At 68.8% G+C, this 775-nt stretch carries 1 protein-coding gene and 1 pseudogene; both read left to right on the forward strand.

Going from position 1 to position 775, the window contains the following annotated elements:
• Positions 1 to 572, forward strand: a 572-nt coding sequence (locus tag AACY08_RS27660) for an oxygenase MpaB family protein (protein ID WP_339472290.1), incomplete at its 5' end; no start/stop codon positions are given.
• Positions 569 to 775 (forward strand): annotated as a pseudogene (locus tag AACY08_RS27665) (hypothetical protein); the annotation flags it as partial. The gene AACY08_RS27660 and the pseudogene AACY08_RS27665, both read left to right, overlap by 4 nt.

Genomic DNA, 775 nt, shown 5'->3' on the forward strand with positions numbered 1-775 from the left:
GCCGCACCGCGCGCTTCATCGCGGTCACCACCTTTGGCGCGCCCGACGACGCACGGGCGATGCTCGCCAAAGTGCGGCGAATCCACGATCATGTCGGCGGAACCTTGCCCGATGGTACGCCCTATCTGGCGAGTGACCCTGATCTGCTCGCCTGGGTGCATGTGTGCGAGGTGCTGTGCTTTCTCGACGGCTGGATTCGCTATGGCGAGCCCACAATGAGCCGTGCCGATCAGGATCGCTATGTCGCCGAAATGGCCCGCATTGCCGAGCCGCTGGGCGTGTCGCCCGTGCCGCACACCCGCGCCGAGGCGGAGGCGATCATGACTGCGATGCGTCCTCAATTGCGGGTCGATACCCGGACGCGCGAGGTGGCGCGCGTGTTGCTCGATCAGCCAGCGCCCTCGCTGGCGGCGGGGCCGTTTCAGGCGATGACGTTGCAAGCGGGGGTGGACCTGCTGCCGGGCTGGGCGCGCACGATGCATGGTCTCGCCCAACCGGAGTTCGGCCGACCGTTGCTGCGCGCAGGCACCTTCGGCATTGCCAGCACCTTGCGCTGGGCGTTCCGCGCATGACGGCACCTATCCCCGCCGCCACGCTCGTGCTGTTCCGGCAGCGCGGGAGGGTGCCGGAGCTCCTCTTCGTCGAACGCTCCAAAGCGATGGTGTTTGCAGGCGGCGCATTGGTCTTTCCCGGCGGGCGGATCGACCCCGGCGACCGCGCGCTCGCGCTTGAACTCGGCGGCGACCCTGAGGACATGGCCGCCCGCATCGGTGCG

The sequence above is a fragment of the Pseudomonas sp. EL_65y_Pfl1_R83 genome (assembly GCF_963970695.1).
GTDB classification, from domain to species: domain Bacteria; phylum Pseudomonadota; class Gammaproteobacteria; order Pseudomonadales; family Pseudomonadaceae; genus Aquipseudomonas; species Aquipseudomonas tritici.